Here is a 19,740-nt window from a genome sequence, read left to right as displayed (position 1 = left end):
GACGGTGCCCGCCCTGGAGCGAACCGGGGCGGGCACTGTCACCAGCGTCAGGGGCGGATGACACCCCAACCCGTGGCGCCGTCGTACCCCTTGACTGCCTTGCACTCACGGGCCGGCGCGCACCAGCCGTTCGTGCCGCCCGTGCTGACGTCGAGGTTGTGCGAGGAGCGCGCCCAGATGCTCGCGCTCGTGACCGGCTTGCCGTGCAGCGCGATCATGCCGGCCGTCAAAGGCGACGACAGCGAGGTGCCGCCGACGACGTACCAACCACCGGGCTCTCCGCCGAGCCCCTGCTCGAAGTAGACCGCAGCCCCCGAGCCCGGGTCGCCGTCCGCGGAGACATCGACCGCCGATGCCTTCCCGTGCAGGCAGAGCGGGTCCTTCTCCCAGGCCGGCTTAGGTTGGATGGCGGAGCAGCCGCCACCGCCGTACGCCCAGACGTCATCCCGCCAACCTCGTTGCGTACCAGGGCTTTCCAGGAGGCGCGTGCCTCCGGCACCGATCACTGACGGCACGGTCGAAGGGAAGCTGGTCCCGTGGCCGTAGTCGCCGGTCGACGCCACCAGAGGCACGCCCTTCGGTACGAAGGTCGTCGCGGTGGCGGGGTCATCAACGTCCTCGTCACGACCGAAGCTGTTGTTGATCACGTACGCCCCACGCTTGGCCGCTTCCTGGTTGGCCATGCCGAGGTCCTTGTCGTACGGCGCGCTCGACTGAACCACCAGGATCTTGCAGTCCGGGCAGGTCGCCGACACGGCCTGGACGTCGAGGGCCTGCTCCAGCTGCCAGCCCTCTTCCTCGTCGGTCGTGGGAGGCGGCGGCTCGCCACCATCCTGTCCGACGATGGTCAGGCATCCGGATTTCGTTGTGCAGGAAGGCAATCCGGTGGCTGCGCGGTACTGAGCGAGGTCCGCCTCAAGCCGCGGGTAGCCGCCGTAAGCGACGACGGCGACGGTGCGCCCCTTGCCGCCGGTCGCGGGCAGCTGGTACGCCGCCCGGAACTCCTTGGCCGTGTAACCGGCCGGTGGCGGCTCGCTCGGGCCAGCAAGCGCGGGTACGCCGTGTGTCGCCGTGGCAGGAGCCAACACCGACGCGAGGCACCGCGACGCGCCTGCCTTCGACGCGGGTGCCTTCGACGCGCCCGCAGGCGCCGCACAGACGGGCTTGGCGACGTACGAGCTCGCGGCCCTCTTGGACTGGCGCAGCTTGTCGATCGCCGGACCGCTCACCGGACGTCCGGTCGACCCCTGGCTGCGCTGCCCGTCTGCTGCTGAGGCGACGCCGTCCGGGACCGTCGGTCGCCCCTTGCGCACGTCTGCGCGCTGGTCCTTGAGCTGCGCGGACCGCTCGGCGGCGGACAGACGCGGTCCGGCGAGAAGCTTCGCTGGAGGCGCGGCGGGAGCGGTCGTCGTACCGGCCGGCTCGGCTGCGCCCGCGGCGGCTGCTGGTGGTGCGCCGCACATCGTCCAGAGATGGGTGGCGAACGGCGAGTTCGGGTCGTCCGGCAAGGTCGCCGTGAGCATCCAGCCGTGACCGTCGGGGAGACCGGAGATGCCGCCGGCGAGCTGGTCCGTCATGGCGGCGTACTGACGTGGCGGCGACCAGCGACCGCGATCGAGGGTCGCGAGGGTCGTCCAGTCCTTGGAGTAGATCGTGGCGGCGGAAGCCGACCAGGTGGTCGAGCCGATGGTCGCGAGTCCGCTGGTCATGGTGTTGCCCGCGACCGGAGCGTGCTCGGCCTGCATCGTCCACGCACCGTTGTGGAAGGTCGACGTGAACGGATAGATCGCGACACCGCCCCAGTCGCCATGGGCAGTGTGGCCTCCCACGATTGGAGACCCGTCCTTGGCGAAGGTCATCGCGTGGGTCTGTGTCTCGGTCTCGCGCGGGATGCGTGGCATCTCGATCCGCTGGAACCGGTTGCCGACGAGCTTGCCCGACCACAGGTACTTGCTGGCGAACGTGCCGCCTTCATCGATGACGTCCTCCCCAGTGACCCACACCTCGCCGGTCGGGCTCTTGCCGACACTGAGGGGCACGGCGTAGCTGGACCCGGGCAGGTCGTTGGCGATCGCCTTCCAGGACTTGCCGTCATAGCGCTGCAGGAGTGGCACGGCGCCGACCGCGGTGGACTTCCAGCTCGCGAGCAGCAGGGCGCCATTGCCGAGTGCCGTCATGTCCATGATCGGCGCGTCCTCCGGCACATCGGTCGGCCACGGGACAGCCGACCACGTCTTGCCGTCGAAATGGGCGATGGCGCTGGTGAGGAAGCCCCTCGGGCCCGCCGCGAAGACGTCCCGGCCCCCTGCGGCAGAGATCGTCTCGGTGAAGCCGATCCCAGGAGCGTCCTGCGTGGACCACGTCTTGCCGTCCCAGTGCGCAAGGTTGCCGTCGTCCGCGCTGCCGCCCATCCACACGTCGTTGGTGGCGATGGCCTTGACCGCCCGTGCCTCGAACCCCTCCGGAGGTGGGTTGGCCGCCGGTCGCCACTGCCCGTTGCACGCGGCGGCATCAGCATCGGATGCGGCGAAGGCCGGCCCCAATGCGCCCACCACGAGTGCACCCGCGGCCAGGCCGGCGGCGCCCCGTCGCAGCGCTCGGTGGCGCCCTTGCTGACTTCGTTGTCCTCTGATTCCACTGAATCGCACAGCATTCCCCTTCTGTCGACAGCGTGTACTGACAGGACGCGATGGGCGCCGGGAACTGTTGCCGGAAGAGATGCTCAGACCCCCGTCACGAGCTGCCGCCCCCACCGCGTGCTCCGACCGTAGTCAGTTGCGCTGTCTCGCGGCTGTCATCGAGGGTGGCCGCTCACCACGCTGCTGAGCGGCTCCCACCCGAGCGAGGTGTAGAGGCGCTCACCGTCCGGGCTGGCGATGAGGTAGGCGGTACGTGCCCCGAGATCGTGCGCGGCGATGCCGAGCCGAGCCATGACGACCGAGCCGAGGCCGCGCCGTCGATGATCGGGCTCGGTCACGATGTCGTGGGCCACCGCGTGGTCGTCGTGCACCGCCATGGTGCCGCTGGCCGCCTCATCGCCGTCGGCCGCGCGTACGGTCGCGCGCAGCACCGACCTCGTCTGCTGGACCGTGACGGTGTAGCCGTCCGGAGGCCGCTGGGCTCGCACCCGGGTCACCTCGGCGGTCATGAACGTCTCGTGCGGCCCGGGCACCAGCAGCCCGGCTGCGGTGAGCGCCTCAGTCGTACGGTCCGGTTCGTTGGTCATCACCGTGAGCCAGGTGGGCACGTCGGCACCCGCGGCGTACGACGCCAGCTGGCTGACCGTCTCGACGTCGTCGCTGAGGGCGAACGCCTCTCGCTCGCGTCCCGGCTGCGCGACGTGGACCTCCAGCCCACCGTCGATCTCGTACGCCGGCCGCAGCCCCTTGCACGCGGTCCAGCCCAGCTGCCATGCGCGGATCGACGCCCCCAGGTCGCTCATGCCCCCATCCTGCCTTGAGGACCGGGGAGTCATCACGTGCCCTCCAGGGCACGAAATGACCTGTTAATCGCTAGGGCCGATCGCTGCGCTTGGTCTGCCCGAGGCCCTTGTTGGCCTGTGTCATCCGCGCCCACCGCTTCGCGTGCGCGGCGCGCGCCGCCGGGTCGTTGCGCCGACCTGCCCACTCGACCTCGCGCAGCTGCTTGCGATAGCTGAGGAGTCGACGCTCCGTCAGGTGTCCGTCCGTGATCGCACCCCGAACTGCACAGCCCGGCTCGGTCTCGTGGACGCAGTCGGCGAAGCGGCACGCCTCAGCCAGCTCCTCGATGTCCGAAAAGCTTTGCGCCACACCGTCACTCGCGTCATGAACCCCGATGCCACGCAGCCCTGGAGTGTCGATGAGTACGCCGCCGCCGGGCAGCGCGATCAGCTCACGTGTCGTGGTCGTGTGGCGGCCCTTGCCGTCCTGCCGGGTCTCCTGGGTGGCCATGACCTCCTCGCCCGCCAACGTGTTGACGAGCGTCGACTTGCCTGCGCCCGACTGCCCGAGCAGCGCGGTCGTCGTACCGAGAGCCGCGCGCAGCGCCTCCATGCCCTCGCCGGTCTCGGCGCTGAGAGCCAGCACCGTCGCGCCCGGGGCGGCTTCCTCGACCCGCAACTGGGCGGTCTCGATGTCGTCGGCGACGTCGGCCTTGGTCAGCACGACGAGCGGCTGACCACCGCTCTCCCACGCGACGGTCAGGAAGCGTTCGAGCTGGCCCAGCTTGGTCTCCCGCTCCAAGGGGACGGCGATGAGCACCGTGTCGACGTTGGCAGCCATGACCTGACCCTCGGACCGACGGCCCGCCGAACTGCGCATGATGAGCGTCCGTCGGGGCAGGACGTCGGTGATGACCAGACCCTCGGGCTGGGTGTCGAGGGCGACCCAGTCGCCGGTCGCGGGTTGCTGCTCGATGAGCGTCCCGGCGCCGATCTGACCGAGCGCGAGCAGGGTCTCGTCGCCCGTGAGCACCTCGAAGCGCCCGCGATCGACCCGCCCGACGCGCGCAGGCACGAGCCCACGGTCGGCGTACGACGCGAAGGTGCTCTCCCAGTCGGCGTCCCATCCGAGGGCGCTCAGCAGATCAGTCATCCGTCGACTCTCCCAATGACTCCGGCTCGCGGCCACCGGTTTACGGAGCGGCCTACCGTGATGACATGAACGAGCCGATCGATATCGCAGACAAGCTGTCGCAGTTCTCCGACCACTGGTCGCCCAAGGTGATCGCGCGGCTCAACGACTATGAGATCAAGGCGGTCAAGCTCAAGGGTGAGTTTGTCTGGCACACCCACGAGGACACCGACGAGCTGTTCCTGGTCATCGACGGCGAGCTGACCATCCAGCTGCGAGACGGGGACGTGACGCTCAAGCCGGGCCAGCTGTACGTCGTACCGCGCGGTGTCGAGCACTGTCCCGTCGCCGACGGCGAGGTTCACGCTCTCCTGATCGAGCCGACGGGCGTCGTCAACACCGGTGACGCAGGGGGAGAGCTGACGGCGTCGTACGACGACTCGCTCGGCTGACCTGTCCGTTCCGTCACGTGTCGCGTCTGTAGGGGTGAGAGGGGAGTGACACATGGACGAAGGACAGGAACGCGCGTACCGCGAGTTCGCGGCTGGCGCGATCCCGCACCTGCATCGCGTCGCGTACGGCGCGTCGCGTGACCGGCACCGCGCTGATGACCTGGTGCAGACGACGCTCGAGAAGATGTATGTCGCCTGGCCGCGCGTTGGTCGGACGGCTTCCTCGCCTCTCGCCTACGCGCGAAAAGTGTTGGTACGCATCCTGATCGACGAACAGCGCCGCGCCTGGTTCAGGCGTGAGGTGAGCGTCGATGCGGTGCCCGAGCAGCCGGCGTACGACGGCCGGTTGCGCAGCGTGGAGGACACGCCTGAGCTGGTGGCTGCACTCGCCCGGCTGAGTCAGCGACAGCGCCTCGCCGTGCTGCTGCGTCACGTCGAAGGACTCTCGGTCGCCGAGGTGTCCGAGTCCATGGGGATCTCCGAGAGCAACGTCAAGGCCGCGACACGCGAGGGTCTCGGTGTGCTGCGCGAGGTCTGGGGAGCGTCCGAGCTCGCGAAAGGAGCCGCGTCATGAAGACGGATGAGCAGATTGGCCGGCTGCTGCGCGACGAGCTCGGCGGCGTCCAGCCGCGAGTCGACATCGAGCGCGCTGTTGCTGGCGGCGCTCGCCGGGCGCGTCGGCAGACCGCCTTGAAGGTCGGCGGTCTCGTGATGGCAATGGTGCTGTTCGTCGGAGGCGCACTGGTCGTGGGCACCACGTTGAAACCTGAGTCGTCTGCCCCGATGCCCGGCAGCTCCGGCCTACATGTCGATCAGGGCGAGCTGCCTGGGTGCACCCTCAAGCCATCGACCTGCGACGGCCGAATCCCTCAGGCGTGGGTCAAGAAGCACCTCGGCAAGGCCGGTCCCGGTGTGTTCTCCGCGGGCGACGGATCGATGATGGCGGGACAGCAGCCTGTAGGCGCGTCGGCGACCTGGATGACCAAGGACATGTTGGCCAATGTGTCCGTCTCTCAGGCTCTCAAGATCGACGAAACAATGATTTCGTACGGCACGAAGCGCAGAGTCGCTGTCAGTTCTGGCATCGGTGCACTCGTGCTCGAGGGTGACGCAGTTGGCGGTTGGTCCGACGAGTGGTGGCTCATCAAGGAAGGACCCGGTCACGGCGCGATCGGCGTCTTCCTCACCTACGACACCGGCAAACGACGCTGGACCGATGCCGACGTGATCACTCTGATCAACGCGTTGCTCAACACCCCGCCGCGTCAGGCGGCGAGCCGATAAGTCACACCGAAGACGAGGCGGCGGCGGCGTCGAGGTCGGCCTTGGTCAGTACGGAGATGGTCTCGACCTCGACGGCCGGAAGGATGCTGTCGCCGGCCGCGCTGCGATCGATGGCGCACACCACGGCCGACACGTGAGCACCGCGCTCGCGCAACGCGATTGCCGCGTCCTTGACCGCACCGCCGGTCGAGATGACGTCCTCGATCAGCGTCACCCGACGGCCGTCGACGTCGCCGCCCTCCGCGAGCTTGCAGGTGCCGTACGTCTTCGCTTCCTTTCGCACGAACACCGCCGGCAGGCCGGTCAGGCTCGAGACCATGGTCGCGATCGGGACGCCGCCGAGCTCGAGCCCACCGAGGACCTCAGTGCCGTCGGGCAGCAGCGGCACCATCGCCTCGGCCACCCGACGGAGCAGAGCCGGGTCGCCCTCGAAGAGGTACTTGTCGAAGTACTCGTCGCTCACTCGACCCGAGCGGAGCGTGAACTCGCCCTGCAGTCGGCAGCGGGCGTCGATATCGCGGGCAAGGGCCTCAAGGTCTGCAGTCACATCCAGGATCATCGCCTACGCCGCCCGTCTGTCGAGGTGGGCGAGCCTGAACCCGCTGGTCGAGTAGGCGAGCCCCAAGGGCGAGCCGTATCGAGACCCGGTGCGCGCGTGCACCTGGTCTCGATACGCCTCCGCTGGCGCTCCGGCTACTCGACCAGCGAGGAGTCAGGAGCCGCCGAGGAGCTTCTCCATGGACGACAGCTGTTCGGTGAAGGTGTCGCGCCGCTCGTGCTGGCCGCATGCCTGCATCAGCCGCGCGAACCCGGCCGCTGCCTGATCGATGCGCTCGCCGAGCGAGGACTGGCCGACGTCACCGAAGTCGTCCGTGGCGGCGTACACCGCGGTCGGGGCGACAAGAGCGTGCAGGTAGGAGAACATCGGCCGCATTGCATGGTCGAGCACGAGCGAGTGTCGCTCGGTGCCGCCGGTCGCACCCATCAGCACGGGCATCCCGGACAGCGCTTCCTCCGGCAGCACGTCGAAGAACGACTTGAAGAGGCCGGCGTACGACGCGTTGAACGCCGGCGAGACCGCGATGACGCCGTCCGCTGCGGACACCGTCTCGAACGCCGACTCCAGTGCAGCAGAAGGGAATCCGGTCAGCATCGCGTCCATGATCGGGTGAGCGAGCGGCCGCAGCTCGATGACCGTGGACGTCGCGGCCACACCTTGTACGCCGAGCTCGGCCCGGACGGCGGCGTCCAGTCGGTCGGCCAGGAGTCGCGTTGAGGACGGCTCCCGCAGCCCAGCACTGATGACAGCGAGCTTGGTCATCGCACACCCTCGCCGGTGGTCTCGATACGGCTCGCGCTGGGGCGCTCGCCTACTCGACCAGCGGCGTCCGCGGACTCCTTGGCAGCCAGCAGTGAGGCGTGCGTGGGAGCGTCCGGTACGTCCGCCGGTCGTCCCTCCGCGAACCCGCGCCGCAAGTCCGGCAGGATCTCCCCGAGCAGGTCGAGCTGCTCGAGCACCGTCTTGAGCGGCAGCCCGGCATGATCGAGCAGGAACAGCTGACGCTGGTAGTCGCCGACGTAGTCACGGAAGGCGAGCGTCTTCTCGATGACTTCCTGCGGTGAGCCGACTGTCAGCGGCGTGCTGGAGGTGAACTCCTCCATCGTCGGACCGTGGCCGTAGACCGGGGCGTTGTCGAAGTACGGCCGGAAGTCGCGCACGGCGTCCTGGCTGTTCTTGCGCATGAAGACCTGGCCGCCGAGACCGACGATCGCCTGCGCCGCGGTGCCGTGTCCGTAGTGCTCGAAGCGCTGCCGGTACAACCCGACCATCTGCTTGGTGTGCGAGGCCGGCCAGAAGATGTGGTTGGAGAAGAACCCGTCGCCGTAATAGGCCGCCAGCTCAGCGATCTCGGGCGTACGGATCGAGCCGTGCCAGACGAACGGAGCCACGCCGTCGAGAGGCTGCGGCGCGAGCGTGAAGCCCTGCAGCGGCGTACGGAACTTGCCCTCCCAGTCGACGGTCTCCTCGCGCCAGAGGCGGCGCAGCAGGCCGTACTTCTCGACGGTCAGCGGCACGGCCTGGCGGATGTCCTCGCCGAACCACGGGTAGACCGGGCCGGTGTTGCCGCGGCCGAGCATGACGTCGACGCGACCGTCGGACAGGTGCTGCAGCACCGAGAAGTCCTCGGCGATCTTCACCGGGTCATTGGTGGTGATCAGCGTCGTGGACGTGGACAGGATGATGCGCTCGGTCTGCGCCGCGATGTAGCCGAGCAGCGTGGTCGGTGACGACGGCACGAACGGCGGGTTGTGGTGCTCGCCGGTCGCGAAGACGTCGAGCCCGACCTCCTCCGCCTTCTTGGCGATGGCGACGGTGTTCTTGATGCGCTCGTGCTCGGTCTGGGTACGACCGGTGGTCGGGTCGGTGGTCACATCGCCGACCGTGAAGATCCCGAACTGCATCGCGCTCATCTCGCTGCCTCTTTCATCGGCTCCAAAGTAGTTGCATTTTCAACAACATGCCATCGAGCCCATCTGTTCCCACCGGCAGCTCGCCGGTCGAGTAGGCGAGCCCCAAGGGCGAGCCGTATCGAGACCAGGTGCACGCGCGCACCGGGTCTCGATACGCCTCCGCTGGCGCTCCGGCTACTCGACCAGCGATGGGGTCAGCCGCGCATCTTGAGGCGGACGCTCGCGGGCAGAGCGGGCGCGGGGATCGTCTCCTCCCACGACTCCGGGAAGTCGCCGTAGCGTCCCCCGCCGGACGAGCCGGCCCGCTCGCGCTCCCACGCCTCGCGGTACGCCGTGACCTCCTCCTGGGTGCGGCCGACGAAGTTCCACCACATCAGGATCTGCTCGCCGAGCGGCTCGCCACCGAGCACGAGCACCCGCGTCGCCTCGTCGTCGGCACCGCGCAGTGTCAGCATCGAGCAGCCCGTCGGTTGGTAGACCAGCTCGCTGCGCTTCGCCTCCACTCCCGCGATCGTCGCCGAGCCGGTGTCGATCAGGACGCCGTGCTCGTACACCGGATCAACCGGTACGTCGAGGGTCTGGCCGGGCCGCAGGGTCACCTCCGCGCCGATGAGCGGCGTGAACGTGGTGACCGGCGACGTCGACCCGAGCAGCGAGCCGAGGAAGACGAGAACGGACGCGCCGTCGACGTCGACCGGCGTGGGCGAGTAATGCTCGAAAGCCGGTGCTGTCTCTCGGAATTCGTCGGGCAGCGCCACCCAGAGCTGAGCGCCGTGCAGCATCGTCGTCGCCGACGTCGAGTACTCAGAGTGGGCAATCCCGGACCCGGCGGTCATCAGGTTCATCTGCCCGGGCCGGATCGACGCATGCGACCCGATCGTGTCGCGGTGCTCGATCTCGCCGCTGAACAACCATGACACCGTCTGCAGCCCCGTGTGCGGGTGCCCGGCCACGCCCATCCCACCGGTCACCGACACGTCGTCCGGGCCGTAGTGGTCGACGAAGCACCACGCGCCGATCAGTGACCGCGCCCGCTGAGGCAGCGTCCGGCGTACGGGCATCGCGCGCAGCCCGCCGAGCGGGACCTCGCGCGCGGTCAGCAGCTGAGCCACGGGCGTACCGGAGCCGTCGCAGACCTCGACCGATGGGGACTTCTCGGGATTGCTCATGGCACGTCCTCTCTCCATGAGCATCGTACGAAGCCGGTCGCGCCGAGCGCTCGGCGTCGCCACCGAGGAGCTCGTCGGTGAGCCAGCCCATGGCGAGAAGCAGAGCGACCGATCCGATGGACATGAGGAGAGCGAGCAGCATGTGTCCATCGTCGAAGCGATCGACTCGGAGAAACAGTGGCAAGAATGCCCATCTTCGATAGATTATTGCCATGCATCGCGTAGCCGTCCTGGTCTTCGACGGGGTCCACAGCTTCGATCTGTCCATGCCGATCCAGGTGTTCACCACGGCGCACTCGCTGGACAAGGAGCCGGGCGCGTTCTTCGGGCCGCCGCTCTACGACGTGCGGGTGTGTGGCGAAGGGCGCGATCTGTCCATCACCGGGGTCGGTGGCCATGAGATGTACCGGTGCACGCCGCCGTATCGATTGGCTGACGCGATCGACGTGGACACCATCGTGGTCGTCGGCGTCACGTCCGACCGCGAACCGCCGGCCGAGGTGATCGATCTACTGCAGGAAGCCCACCGGCGGGGCGTCAGGATTGCCTCCATCAGCTCCGGGGGCGCGCGTGTCATGGCAGAGGCCGGACTCCTGGACGGTCGGCGGACGGCAACGCATTGGTCGCGCGCGCATGTTCTCGCCGAGCGCTACCCGCAGATCACGGTCGACACCGACGTCCTCTACATCGACCACGGTGACGTGCTCAGCTCGGCCGGAGCCGCCAGCGGAATTGACCTGTGCTTGCACATGATTCGCCAGGACTTCGGAGCCGCGGTGGCCGCCGACGTGGCTCGACACATGGTCGTGCCGCCACAGCGCGACGGTGGGCAGGCGCCGTACATCGCGCATCCAGAACCCGTCGACGACCACGGATCGCTCGAGCCGACCATGCGCTGGCTGCGCGAGCGGTTGGGCGAGCCGATGGTCTTGGCGGACATCGCGGCGTACGCCGGTATGAGCTCCCGCACCTTGAACCGGAAGTTCAAGGAACAGACCGGCGCGACGCCGCTGCAGTGGCTGGTCCGGCAGCGCGTCCACCATGCGCAGGAGCTGCTGGAGACCACCGACCTGTCCATCGAGACCATCGCCACCCACTGCGGGTTCGGCACGTCGGCGGCCATGCGCCAGCACTTCGCGAAGCACATCAAGACCTCGCCGATGGCGTGCCGCCGGACCTTCCGACCCGAGTCCTGCAGGTGAGTCAGGAGAGTCGCCGCACTCGCCCGAAGCACACGCCAGCCAGGGCGATCGTCCCCACCGCGAGGAGGCCCGTCTCGCGCCACTGCAGTGCCCAGTAGTGACTGGCCGGCTGCGACGTGAAGCGCTGAGCCAGGCCCGCGCTGGTCATGTGGTCGATGCACGCCGGTGTTCCTGGGCTGCCAGGGCGGGCTTCGCGCTGAACCTTGCCGCCGCCGACCTTGCCGGGGCCGGGCGCGCACTCAGTGGTGACCCACGCCGGCAGCGGGTCCAGCACCTTTCCCGACTTGTCGACGGTGTCGGTCGACAGGTTCCACCCGCCCAGCTGGCGTGAGGAGACATCGAGATGCTCGACGCCGTTCTCAGGTGAGCCCTGGAAGCCTCGGAGCGTCTCGGCCGTGATCGGGACAGTCGACGTGGTCGGCGAAACCAGGTGCGGCCGAACGAGATTCGGCATCGCGATCTGGAGTACGACGTACAGCACGACGGTGACCGCCATCGCCGGCACGGTCCGCTTGATGAGCGCCCCCGCGGTGACGCCGAGGACGAAGGCGAGTGCGGCGTACCCGATCGGGACGATCCCACGAGCGGCGAACATCGTCGGCGCGATGCGCGGCACCTCGAAGATCCCCGGCCCAGGGCCGTTGGCGATGACGGTGTCGTCGATCGGGCCACACCACCATGTCGTCAGCAGGCTGAGCGCGCCGCCCGCGACGACAGCTCCGAGCAGCCCGAACCCGAGTCTTGTTGCGAGCCAACGGTTTCGGGTGACGCTCTGCGTCCACGCCAGCCGATGGGTGCCCGCCTCCAGCTCGCGAGCGACCAGCGGCGCTCCCCAGAAGGCTCCGATCGCAGCGGGCAGGGCGTACGACGCGGCGATGCCGACGACGTAGAGGTTCTGGGTGCGGTCGAGGTTGATCCGGTCGAAGAAGGTGTCGGCGCCGTGTCGGTACGCGTCCGCCAGGTCCGGCCCCGTTGTCAGGAGGACGATCGCAATCACTGCGAGTGCGCTCGCGATGACAGCGAGGTTGAGGCGCTGCTGGCGCCAGCTCAACCAGATCATCGGAGCACCTCCAGCGCGGGACGGGTGTCGGACGTGGTGGAGCCGCGTAGGTAGGCGAGCACGATGTCCTCCAGGCTGGGCTGCGAAACCGTCCAGGACGGATCGAGGATCGGTTGGTCGGTGCGGACGAGCAGGGTGGTCTGCCGGTCGGTGTGACTGGCCGAGATGACCTGCTGGTCCGCGGGGAGAGTGGATGTGTCGCGGCGCGGCCCGGTTAGCCGATGGTGGGAGGCCAGCAGCGCCTCCATGTCGTCGGCGATCCGCACCCGCGAGTCCACCAGGACGATCAGGTAGTCGCAGACCCGCTCGACGTCCGACACGAGGTGGGACGACAGGACCACGCTGAGGCCGTGCTCGGCGACCGCACCCATGAGGTCCTGGAGGAACTCGCGGCGGGCCAGCGGGTCGAGCGACGCGACCGGCTCGTCCAGGATCAGCAGCTCTGGCCTCTTGGCGATGCCGAGCGTGAGGGCGAGCTGCGCCCGCTGACCGCCGGACAGTCGGCCCGCCTTCATCTTCGGGTCCAGGCCGAGGTGCTCGATCCGCTCACGCGCGATCGTGTCGTCCCAGCCCGGGTTGAGCCGCGCGCCCATCCGCAGGTGGTCGGCAACGCTCAGGCCGGCGTACGTCGGAGTGTCCTGGGCGACGAAGCCCACCTTGGCGAGCTGGGCGGCGTCCTGCGCGGGCCGCCCACCGAGGACCTCGATGCTGCCGTCGGTCGGAGCGAGCATGCCGACCGCGAGGTTGAGCAGTGTCGACTTGCCGGCGCCGTTCGGGCCGACGAGGCCGACGACGCGGCCGGCGGGTACGTCCAGGGTGCAGTCGGTGAGCGCCCAGCGGCGGCGGTACTTCTTGCCCAGGCCCTCGGTGCGGATCGCGGTGCTCATGCGATGCCCTCCTCTCTGGACGCCTCACGAAAAGTGGTCGTGAACAACGCCTCGATGCTTTCGTCGTCCAGACCTGCGCGACGGGCCTTGCCCATCCAGCGCTGCAGCTCGCGCCGCAGTGGTGCGTGGGAGGCGAGCGTCTCGTCGGCCAGGGTGTGCGTCACGAACGTCCCGACGCCGGGTCGCGCGCTCACCAGTCCTTGGCGCTCGAGCTCGCGGTACGCCTTCAAGACCGTGTTGGGGTTGATGGCCAGTGCTGCGACGACGTCCTTGACCGTCGGCAGCTGGTCGCCCTCCTGGAGCTGATCGAGCCGCAGGGCGTTGCGCACCTGTTGCACCAGCTGCTGGTACGGCGAGACGCCCGACCTGTCGGTCAGATGGAACTCGATCATGAGTCCCTCCATTCATCTAGGTAACTAGTACATTAGATGGATGGCGTCTCTGGCGTCAACGAGTTGGCCCGACAACGCGGCCGCCCCGCTGCTCACAGGCGGTGAGCAGCGGGGCGGCCGGCGTACGGCGGAGCGGGTCAGGCGGTCGAGGCGACCGACTCCGCGTCGACGGATTCCTCAGGCGGAGTCGTACGGCTGCCTCGCGGAATCACGACCAGCGCGACGACCGCTCCGGCCAGGGCACCGACGAGTCCGCTCACCATGGCGATCGACATCGCGTCGGCGAACGCATGCTTTGCCGCGGCGGCGAACTGCGGTCCCAGCGCAAGGGTTTCGGCGATGGAGTCGCGTGCCTTGTCGGGCACGGCATCCGGCAAGGACGAGGAGTACGCCGCCGTCAGGACGCTGCCGAGCACCGCCACCGAGAGCGCGGCGCCGGTCTGCTGGACCGTGTCGTTCATCGCCGAGCCGACGCCTCGGTGCTCGGCCGGCACGGACTGCATGAGGAGCGTGTACGCCGCCGGGCCGGCGACTCCACCACCGATCCCCATGACGAGCAGGCCGGCGATGAGCTCGACGTACGAGCTCGATTCGCTCACGCGTGACAGCAGGCCGAACCCGAGCGCGACGATCGCGAGGCCCGCTGCGATCAACGTGCGGTCGGAGATCTTCTTGCCGAGCGTCGCGCCGATGCCGTTGAAGAGTGCGGCGGCGACGGCGTACGGGATGAGGGCGAGGCCGGCCTTGAGCGGTCCGTAGCCGAGGACGAGCTGGAGGTACTGCGTCAGCGCGAGCAGCAGACCGCCGGCGGTGAAGGACAGCAGCACGATCGAGGCGCTCGTGCCGGAGAACCGGCGGTCCTTGAACAGCGCCAGCGGCACCATCGGGTGGGCACTGTGCCGCTCCCACCGCGCGAACGCGAGGAGCCCGAGGAGGCCGATGGCGAAGGCGATGATCACCGTGGCCGAGGTGAACCCGTCGGCCGGGATGGAGATCACCGCACCGACGACGCCGACCATGCCGACGATCGACAGCACCGCGCCGATCGGGTCGACCGGACGGGCCGGACCGCGCGACTCCGGGATGAGCACGACCGCCGCGATGATGCCCGCGATCGTGATCGGCACGTTGATCAGGAAGACCGAGCCCCACCAGTAGTGGTTGAGCAAGAAGCCGCCGACCGTGGGACCGGCGATGACGCCGACCATGGCGACCGTCGACCAGCCCGCCATTGCCTTGCGCTGCTCCTCGGGGGGGAACACGGTGAACAGCAGAGAGAGCGTGCTCGGCATCAGGCACGAGCCGCCGACGCCCATGAGGGCGCGGCAGGCGATGAGCTGCCACGGCTCATGGGCGAGCGTGGCGAGCAGTGACGCGACGCCGAAGAACGCCAGGCCGATGATCAGCATGCGCTTGCGGCCGAAGCGGTCGGACAGGCTGCCGGCCGTCAGCAGCAGCCCGGCGAACGCGAGGATGTAGGCGTCGATGATCCACTGCACATCGGCCGGCGAGGCCCCGAGATCGCGCATCAGCGACGGGATGGCCAGGTTGAGAACGGTGTTGTCGACGACGAGGACGAGAAGGCTCAGGCAGAGCACGAAGAGGATCCACCAGCGGCGGGGGTGGGCGGTGTCCGGTGCGGACTCGAACGCTGTACTAGTCACTCGAACACCGTACCAGTGGACTCGTACAGTGTGCGAGTAGAGATACGCTCACGCCATGGAAGGCTCGATCTGGACCCGCTCCGCGCCCTCGTCCTCACCTCGCGAGACGCTCAGCCGCGAGCAGATCGTGCGGGCCGCGGTGAAGCTGCTCGACGAGGAGGGTCTCGCCGGGCTGAGCATGCGCAAGCTCGCCGGCCGACTCGAGTCGGGCACGACGAGCCTTTACTGGCACGTGTCGACGAAGGACGATCTGCTCGACCTGGTCATCGACGAGATCTACGGCGAGGTTGACGTCCCGGAGCCCGACCTGGCCGGGTGGCGAGGCGGCGTGACGCTGCTGGCGCACAGCCTGCGCTCGATGGTCCTGCGCCACCCCTGGGTCCCCAGCGCCATCTTCGGTCGGGCCAACGTCGGCCCCAACGCGATGACGAGCGGCGCGGGCGGGCTCAGGCTCTTCGAGGCGGCCGGGTTCGAGGGGCTGGAGATCGACAAGGCGCTGAGCAGCGTGTTCGCCTACGTCTTCGGCATCACCACTGCCGAGGTCGCCTGGAGAGGGGCGGTCCGCAGCTCGGGCCGATCGACCGAGGAGTGGGCGGACCGGATGTACGAGGACGTCATGTCGGTCACGAACGAGTACCCCGCGATGCGCGATGCCGTAGCCCGTCGCGCATCGATCGACATCGAGCAGCTGCAGTCGGATTCGTTCGTGTTCGGGCTGGAGAGCATGCTCGACGGTCTCGAGCATCGCCTGGCTCACCGCGCCTGACCTGCTGTGTCCGCCGACCCGTTCCTGCAGACGTGACGTACGTTCGAGGCATGACCGAGGACAACGTCGCCGTCGCCAAGGGCTCAGCAGGCGACCGCTACGAGATCAGTGTCGGCGACTCCGTCGCGGGCTTCGCGCAGTACGTCGACCACAGTGGCCAGCGGATCTTCTTCCATACCGTCGTCGATGACGCGTACGCCGGTCAGGGCCTCGCGTCGAAGCTCGTCACTTTCGCGCTCGACGACACCCGTACCGAGGGCCTACGAGTCGTCCCGGTCTGCCCCTACGTCGCAGCCTTCGTCAAGAAGCACCAGGAGTACGGCGACATCGTCGACCCGGTGACTCCTGAGGCGCTGCAAGCGATTTCGTCGTGAGCACTCCCGAGGTGCTGACCGACGAGGTGCTCGAGATGGCGGCCTTCGCGGCCGAGCCCGGCGGGGGCAACTTTGCCGGTGTCGTCCTCGATGCCAGTGCGTGGACGGACGCCCAGATGCAGGAGACCGCGACCCGGCTTGGCCACCCGGAGAGCGCCTTCGTCGTCGAGCCGCCCGGCGAAGACCGGCAGCTCACGATCAGGTACTTCTCACCTCTGTCCGAGGTGCCGTTCTGCGGGCACGCGACGATCGCGGCGGCGGCCGTGCTGGCGGGTCGACTGGGCACGGGGCCGCTGCACTTCAACACCAAGTCCGGCCCGGTGGACATCGAGACCTCCGAGCGCGACGGCGTGATCCAGGCGTCGTTCACCAGCGTCGAACCGCGAGTGTCCGATCTGGATCCGAAGGTGCTCGATCAGCTGCTCGACGTACTCGGCCTCACTCGCGAGGACCTGCGTGAAGACCTGCCTCCACGACTGGCATACGCGGGCGCCACCCACCCCATCGTGCCGCTGGCCGAGCGGGCGACCTTCGACGGGTTCTCGTTCGAACCAGCCGCAATGCGCGCGCTGCAGGACCAGCACGGCTGGGTGACCGTGGCCGTGCTGTGGCAGGCCTCCGAGGCCGAGTGGGAGGCGCGCAACCCGTTCCCGGTCGGCACCGTTGCCGAGGATCCGGCGACCGGTGCGGCCGCGGCCGCGACGGGCGCCTACCTGCGCTCGCAGGGCGCTGTTCCGGTGCCCGGTGCGATCACCATCAAGCAGGGCAAGCACGTCGGCCGACCGAGCATCCTGGCGGTGTCGATCCCGGCATCCGGCGGCATCACGGTCAGTGGCTCAGCCACACCGCTCCTGTCGCCGGTCGAGTAGGGCGAGCCGCTAGGCGAGCCGGTATCGAGACCAGACGTCGCTCAGCGAGCGCCGTCCAGGAGGTCTTGGCCGAGGCGAGTCACGTTGTGCACCATGCGATTTCGGTCGCGCACGCTGTGGATGAGACCTGCCGCTCGTAGGGCCGCCGCATGCTCACTGGCCGAGCTCGTCGAGACGTCGATCCGTTCGGCCAGCTCGGTGGTCGTACATCCCTCGCCGATCGCGGTGAGGGCAGCCGAACGGGTGCGTCCCATCACGGCAGCCAGGGCCGAGGACGGGTGAGCCGCCGTCTGCGCGGACCTAGCCCACAGGCCCGCGTTGTGTGCCTGTCGCAGGGCTGGGTAGAGGAGAAGCGTCGGCTCGCCGGTGTGAGGGAAGAAGGGCATCGGGCCGACCGCGCAGAACGCCGACGGCACGATCGTCAGCCCGTGGCCCCGCAATGGAACCTCAAGAGGCGTCCTTGCCCATCGGCCCGCCGTGGGCAGCTCCAGGTAAGGCGCTCGCCACCTCGCCTGAGGATGGATGTCGGCCAGCAGTGCGCCGAGCCCGCCGGTCAGCATGAGGCGTTGGAGTCTGAGCCGCTCGACCTCCAAGGCTGTCCTGATCGCAGCCCAGTGGGGGCCGACCGCCATGTCGTGCACACGGCGTACGAGATCGGTGACGCGTTGGCGTGCAGGCCGGCTGGCGCGCTCGAGGCCCGCCATCCACGTCGCTGACGGGTCGGCGCGGCACCCCGTCGCCTCGATCTCGTCGAGCAGCCGGCTCCTCGGGATGTGCAACCAGGCCTGTGCACCTGCCTCCACGTCGGACGCAGGCTGGGCGCAGCTGAACGTGTCGAGCTGCACCGTCGGCACCGGGCACATGAACCGAGCGAGGTCGCGTGTCGGGTGCGCCAGCGGACTACGCGCGAGCGTGCGCCACGGGAGCGCCACCTGAGGGGGCTCGGCCATCCGCAACGAGGCTACGCCGAGCAACGTCTCCGCGAACGGACCCAGAGGACCACCGACACGCGTGCGTGCCAGGTCATCGGCGCTCAGCTCGAGGCGCATCACACCGACATTCGGCCACGGCCGAAGGTCTTTGCGCGACGGTTCACTCCTCTCGCAACCTGATCGAGATCCCGTCTCGACCAGAGGAGAGTCATGCGACGTCGTACCGTCATCGCCGCCGCCCTTGCCGTCCCGCTGAACCTGGCAGGCGGGATGGCGTGCGCCGCGACGCCTAGCCCTGGTCGGACGGCGGCCACTCCGGCCGCCGCGAGCGGCCCTGTTCTCGAGGGTCAGGCGCCGTGCGCTGGCATCGAGGGCTTCAGCTGCTCCACGTTGCGCGTGCCGCTTGACCACGGTCGGCGGACGCCGGGAAGCCTGGACCTCAAGGTCGCGGCGGCGAACAACGTGAACGCACCCCGCGGCGTACTCCTCGTCCTGTCCGGAGGACCGGGGCAGCCCGGCGTGTCCCTCGTGAACCGCGTGCGGACGTACTTCGACCCGAAGGTGCTCCAGGACTACCGGATGGTCATGATCGACCAGCGCGGCACGGGACCCGACGGCATCAACTGCGCCGACCTCCAGGCGGCGACTGGTGGCTCGGACTTCCTGACGCCGAAGCGCGAGGACGTGATCTCCTGCGCGACGCAGATCGGCCGGACGCGCAACTTCTACCGCACACCCGACACGGTGAACGATCTCGAGCTGCTCAGACGCGCCCTGGGCGTACGTCGGATGGCGGTCGACGGTGTCTCGTACGGCACGTACACCGCGGAGCACTACACACTCCGATACCCGAGCCGCGTGTCGGCACTCGTGCTGGACTCAGTGGTCCCACACCGTGGCTTCGACCCGTTCAGCGCCGACGGCATGGCGGCGACCAAGCGGGTCCTCACCGACACCTGTCGAAAGAGCACGACGTGCACGACCGACCCCGTCGCCGACCTGGCCTGGCTCGTCCGGCACGGCGAGATCGACGGGCAGCGCATCAACGGCACTGAGCTGTTGGACGCGCTGGGTGTGATGAGTCTGAGCTCGGTGAACCCGACCTTCGAAGGCATCCCCGGTGTGCTGCACAAGGCGCGCACCGGCGACACCGCTCCGCTCAAGAATCTCCTCGAGCAGACGAGCAGCGTCGGCGCTCCGCACGATCAGATGTCAGCCGGTCTCCACATGGCGACGCTCTGTGCCGACCTGCGCTTCCCTTGGGGCGACTCGGCCACGCCCGTGGCCCGGCGGCAGGCTCCCCTGGACCGTGCAGTCCAGCGACTCAACTCGAAGGACCTCTACCCGTACGACAAGGCGACCGCCCGCGCGCTGGCGCCCGTCGAGGGTTGCCTCAACTGGCCGGTCTCGCGACCTTCGGAGCAGCCCAGGGCGCAGACGCTTCGTCCGCCGACGCTCATCGTGCACGGTCGCAACGACCTGTTCTGCCCGGTCGAGTGGGCCTACGAGGAGAAGCGGTACGCGCCGCGCGGCAAGGTCGTCGTCATCGACGGCATCGGTCACTCGGTGCAGGGTTCACCGACCAACCCCACGGCCCGGAACGAGGTCCGCAACTTCCTCAACGCCCGGTAGGGCGCGCACCGAGTTGAGGCGTGGCACGATTC

General features: G+C 68.8%; 20 protein-coding genes. 8 read left to right on the top strand and 12 right to left on the bottom strand.

Annotation, left to right across the window (positions count from 1 at the left end; genetic code table 11):
- Positions 1-47 precede the first annotated feature (47 nt).
- The 3 genes from VV02_RS00245 to rsgA all read right to left on the bottom strand — a co-directional run bounded on the left by VV02_RS00245 (position 48) and on the right by rsgA (position 4,574).
- Positions 48-2,555, bottom strand: a complete 2,508-nt coding sequence (locus tag VV02_RS00245) for a S53 family peptidase (RefSeq protein ID WP_157063194.1) — start codon at positions 2,553-2,555, stop codon at positions 48-50.
- A gap of 239 nt (positions 2,556-2,794) precedes the next feature.
- Complete coding sequence (locus tag VV02_RS00240) at positions 2,795-3,442, bottom strand: GNAT family N-acetyltransferase (RefSeq protein WP_052589185.1); 648 nt, start codon at positions 3,440-3,442, stop codon at positions 2,795-2,797.
- A 70-nt stretch (positions 3,443-3,512) separates the two neighbouring features.
- A complete protein-coding gene (rsgA, locus tag VV02_RS00235) occupies positions 3,513-4,574 on the bottom strand; it encodes a ribosome small subunit-dependent GTPase A (RefSeq protein ID WP_052589184.1) in 1,062 nt (353 codons plus the stop codon).
- 65 nt (positions 4,575-4,639) lie between these two features.
- Here rsgA and VV02_RS00230 point away from each other — a divergent pair, with 65 nt between their 5' ends.
- From VV02_RS00230 to VV02_RS00220, 3 genes are read left to right on the top strand one after another with little or no spacing between them, the layout of a single operon-like run.
- On the top strand, positions 4,640-5,005 hold the full coding sequence (locus VV02_RS00230; RefSeq protein WP_052589183.1) for a cupin domain-containing protein: 366 nt from the start codon (positions 4,640-4,642) through the stop codon (positions 5,003-5,005).
- A gap of 52 nt (positions 5,006-5,057) precedes the next feature.
- Entirely contained in the window at positions 5,058-5,579 is a 522-nt protein-coding gene (locus tag VV02_RS00225) for a sigma-70 family RNA polymerase sigma factor (RefSeq protein WP_052589182.1), read from the top strand.
- Positions 5,576-6,289, top strand: coding sequence for a hypothetical protein (locus VV02_RS00220; RefSeq protein ID WP_052589181.1), 714 nt, complete (start codon positions 5,576-5,578; stop codon positions 6,287-6,289). Before VV02_RS00225 ends, VV02_RS00220 begins: the two co-directional genes overlap by 4 nt.
- 1 nt (position 6,290) lies before the next feature.
- On the opposite strand, the gene pyrE is transcribed toward VV02_RS00220, so the two are convergent.
- The 4 genes from pyrE to VV02_RS00200 all read right to left on the bottom strand — a co-directional run bounded on the left by pyrE (position 6,291) and on the right by VV02_RS00200 (position 9,930).
- Positions 6,291-6,836, bottom strand: a complete 546-nt coding sequence (pyrE, locus tag VV02_RS00215) for an orotate phosphoribosyltransferase (protein ID WP_245632959.1) — start codon at positions 6,834-6,836, stop codon at positions 6,291-6,293.
- A gap of 165 nt (positions 6,837-7,001) precedes the next feature.
- The gene (locus VV02_RS00210; RefSeq protein WP_052589179.1) at positions 7,002-7,610 is read right to left on the bottom strand and encodes an FMN reductase; all 609 of its coding nucleotides are present in this window, start codon (positions 7,608-7,610) and stop codon (positions 7,002-7,004) included.
- Complete coding sequence (locus VV02_RS00205) at positions 7,607-8,752, bottom strand: LLM class flavin-dependent oxidoreductase (protein ID WP_083449792.1); 1,146 nt, start codon at positions 8,750-8,752, stop codon at positions 7,607-7,609. The genes VV02_RS00210 and VV02_RS00205 overlap by 4 nt, the downstream gene beginning before the upstream one ends.
- 203 nt (positions 8,753-8,955) lie before the next feature.
- Positions 8,956-9,930, bottom strand: a complete 975-nt coding sequence (locus VV02_RS00200) for a pirin family protein (protein ID WP_052589177.1) — start codon at positions 9,928-9,930, stop codon at positions 8,956-8,958.
- A gap of 212 nt (positions 9,931-10,142) precedes the next feature.
- Here VV02_RS00200 and VV02_RS00195 point away from each other — a divergent pair, with 212 nt between their 5' ends.
- Complete coding sequence (locus tag VV02_RS00195) at positions 10,143-11,132, top strand: GlxA family transcriptional regulator (protein ID WP_052589176.1); 990 nt, start codon at positions 10,143-10,145, stop codon at positions 11,130-11,132.
- A gap of 1 nt (position 11,133) precedes the next feature.
- Here VV02_RS00195 and VV02_RS00190 read toward each other — a convergent pair whose 3' ends face one another.
- From VV02_RS00190 to VV02_RS00175, 4 genes are all read right to left on the bottom strand, one after another.
- Positions 11,134-12,192 (bottom strand): ABC transporter permease subunit, encoded by a 1,059-nt coding sequence (locus VV02_RS00190; RefSeq protein WP_052589175.1) that lies wholly within the window; start codon positions 12,190-12,192, stop codon positions 11,134-11,136.
- A complete protein-coding gene (locus tag VV02_RS00185; protein ID WP_052589174.1) occupies positions 12,189-13,079 on the bottom strand; it encodes an ABC transporter ATP-binding protein in 891 nt (296 codons plus the stop codon). Before VV02_RS00185 ends, VV02_RS00190 begins: the two co-directional genes overlap by 4 nt.
- On the bottom strand, positions 13,076-13,471 hold the full coding sequence (locus VV02_RS00180; protein ID WP_052589173.1) for a GntR family transcriptional regulator: 396 nt from the start codon (positions 13,469-13,471) through the stop codon (positions 13,076-13,078). The genes VV02_RS00185 and VV02_RS00180 overlap by 4 nt, the downstream gene beginning before the upstream one ends.
- A 137-nt stretch (positions 13,472-13,608) precedes the next feature.
- On the bottom strand, positions 13,609-15,135 hold the full coding sequence (locus VV02_RS00175) for an MFS transporter (protein ID WP_052589172.1): 1,527 nt from the start codon (positions 15,133-15,135) through the stop codon (positions 13,609-13,611).
- A gap of 55 nt (positions 15,136-15,190) precedes the next feature.
- Here VV02_RS00175 and VV02_RS00170 point away from each other — a divergent pair, with 55 nt between their 5' ends.
- From VV02_RS00170 to VV02_RS00160, 3 genes are read left to right on the top strand one after another with little or no spacing between them, the layout of a single operon-like run.
- A complete protein-coding gene (locus VV02_RS00170) occupies positions 15,191-15,901 on the top strand; it encodes a TetR/AcrR family transcriptional regulator (protein ID WP_052589171.1) in 711 nt (236 codons plus the stop codon).
- 50 nt (positions 15,902-15,951) lie between these two features.
- Positions 15,952-16,275 carry a GNAT family N-acetyltransferase gene (locus VV02_RS00165; protein ID WP_052589170.1) on the top strand — a complete coding sequence of 108 codons (324 nt, stop codon included), beginning with the start codon at positions 15,952-15,954 and terminating at the stop codon, positions 16,273-16,275.
- Positions 16,272-17,144, top strand: a complete 873-nt coding sequence (locus VV02_RS00160; protein WP_245632958.1) for a PhzF family phenazine biosynthesis protein — start codon at positions 16,272-16,274, stop codon at positions 17,142-17,144. Before VV02_RS00165 ends, VV02_RS00160 begins: the two co-directional genes overlap by 4 nt.
- 41 nt (positions 17,145-17,185) lie before the next feature.
- On the opposite strand, the gene VV02_RS00155 is transcribed toward VV02_RS00160, so the two are convergent.
- Entirely contained in the window at positions 17,186-18,193 is a 1,008-nt protein-coding gene (locus VV02_RS00155) for a winged helix-turn-helix domain-containing protein (RefSeq protein ID WP_052589169.1), read from the bottom strand.
- Between the two features lie 93 nt (positions 18,194-18,286).
- Between VV02_RS00155 and VV02_RS00150 the strand changes: the two genes are divergently transcribed.
- Positions 18,287-19,708, top strand: a complete 1,422-nt coding sequence (locus VV02_RS00150; RefSeq protein ID WP_052589168.1) for an alpha/beta fold hydrolase — start codon at positions 18,287-18,289, stop codon at positions 19,706-19,708.
- The last annotated feature ends 32 nt before the right edge of the window (positions 19,709-19,740 follow it).

Source organism: Luteipulveratus mongoliensis (genome assembly GCF_001190945.1).
GTDB lineage: Bacteria > Actinomycetota > Actinomycetes > Actinomycetales > Dermatophilaceae > Luteipulveratus > Luteipulveratus mongoliensis.
Note: the sequence above shows the minus strand (reverse complement) of the source record. Positions and strands in the feature narration are given on the sequence as shown.

Coding starts and splice junctions, on each gene's coding strand:
- VV02_RS00240 (WP_052589185.1), bottom strand. CDS start 3,442: ATGAGCGACCTGGGGGCGTCGATCCGCGCATGGCAGCTGGGCTGGACC.
- rsgA (WP_052589184.1), bottom strand. CDS start 4,574: ATGACTGATCTGCTGAGCGCCCTCGGATGGGACGCCGACTGGGAGAGC.
- VV02_RS00230 (WP_052589183.1), top strand. CDS start 4,640: ATGAACGAGCCGATCGATATCGCAGACAAGCTGTCGCAGTTCTCCGAC.
- VV02_RS00225 (WP_052589182.1), top strand. CDS start 5,058: ATGGACGAAGGACAGGAACGCGCGTACCGCGAGTTCGCGGCTGGCGCG.
- VV02_RS00220 (WP_052589181.1), top strand. CDS start 5,576: ATGAAGACGGATGAGCAGATTGGCCGGCTGCTGCGCGACGAGCTCGGC.
- VV02_RS00210 (WP_052589179.1), bottom strand. CDS start 7,610: ATGACCAAGCTCGCTGTCATCAGTGCTGGGCTGCGGGAGCCGTCCTCA.
- VV02_RS00205 (WP_083449792.1), bottom strand. CDS start 8,752: ATGCAGTTCGGGATCTTCACGGTCGGCGATGTGACCACCGACCCGACC.
- VV02_RS00200 (WP_052589177.1), bottom strand. CDS start 9,930: ATGAGCAATCCCGAGAAGTCCCCATCGGTCGAGGTCTGCGACGGCTCC.
- VV02_RS00195 (WP_052589176.1), top strand. CDS start 10,143: ATGCATCGCGTAGCCGTCCTGGTCTTCGACGGGGTCCACAGCTTCGAT.
- VV02_RS00190 (WP_052589175.1), bottom strand. CDS start 12,192: ATGATCTGGTTGAGCTGGCGCCAGCAGCGCCTCAACCTCGCTGTCATC.
- VV02_RS00185 (WP_052589174.1), bottom strand. CDS start 13,079: ATGAGCACCGCGATCCGCACCGAGGGCCTGGGCAAGAAGTACCGCCGC.
- VV02_RS00180 (WP_052589173.1), bottom strand. CDS start 13,471: ATGATCGAGTTCCATCTGACCGACAGGTCGGGCGTCTCGCCGTACCAG.
- VV02_RS00170 (WP_052589171.1), top strand. CDS start 15,191: ATGGAAGGCTCGATCTGGACCCGCTCCGCGCCCTCGTCCTCACCTCGC.
- VV02_RS00165 (WP_052589170.1), top strand. CDS start 15,952: ATGACCGAGGACAACGTCGCCGTCGCCAAGGGCTCAGCAGGCGACCGC.
- VV02_RS00155 (WP_052589169.1), bottom strand. CDS start 18,193: ATGCGCCTCGAGCTGAGCGCCGATGACCTGGCACGCACGCGTGTCGGT.
- VV02_RS00150 (WP_052589168.1), top strand. CDS start 18,287: ATGCGACGTCGTACCGTCATCGCCGCCGCCCTTGCCGTCCCGCTGAAC.